The 716-nt window shown below is 75.0% G+C and carries 1 protein-coding gene; it reads left to right on the plus strand.

From position 1 onward, the window contains the following. On the plus strand, positions 1-576 hold a 576-nt coding region (locus AX737_RS22175), incomplete at its 5' end, for a formate dehydrogenase accessory sulfurtransferase FdhD (RefSeq protein ID WP_066924973.1). Between the last annotated feature and the right edge of the window lie 140 nt (positions 577-716).

Raw genomic sequence — 716 nt, forward strand, 5'->3', positions numbered from 1 at the left:
GGCGAGCAGGGGGGCGTGCGCCTCCTCGTGGACCTCGCGCCGGGGCGGCTGCGCGAGCATCTCGCCCGCAGGCGGGCGCTCAGCGGGCGCACCGGCTGCGGCGTCTGCGGGGTCGAGGACCTCGCCTCGCTGCCGGTCGCGGACATGCGGGCGGCGCCCGCCATCCGCGTCACCGTCGCGGCGATCGAGCGGGCGCTCTCGGCGCTCTCCGAGGCGCAGGTCCTGAACCACGAGACCCGCGCGGTGCACGCCGCCGCCTGGGCGGATCTCGACGGCGCGCTCGTCGCGGTGCGCGAGGATGTCGGCCGCCACAACGCGCTGGACAAGCTGATCGGCGCGCTGATGCGCTCCGGCCGCGACCCGGCGACGGGCTTCGCGGTGATCACCAGCCGCTGCTCGTTCGAGATGGTGGAGAAGGCCGCGCGCCTCGGCGCCGCCGTGATCGTGGCGATCTCGGCCCCGACCTCCCTGGCGCTCGCGCGCGCCCGCGGTCACGACATGACGCTCTGCGCGATCGCGCGCTCGGACACGCTGACGGTGTTCTGCGGCGGCGAGCGGCTGGTGATGCCGGGCTGATACCGTTTCCGGTCGATGGGTGCGGCCGTGTGGGATGAACCGCGCCGCGCCCCCTCTCCCATAGGGCAGGGCGATCGCATATGGCGGGGTCGTCTCCGAGATCGCCACTGGAACCGCGCCGCGCCCCCTCTCCCATAGGG

Origin of the sequence: Methylobacterium sp. CCH5-D2, assembly GCF_001556475.1 — a bacterium.
Lineage (GTDB): Bacteria > Pseudomonadota > Alphaproteobacteria > Rhizobiales > Beijerinckiaceae > Methylobacterium > Methylobacterium hispanicum.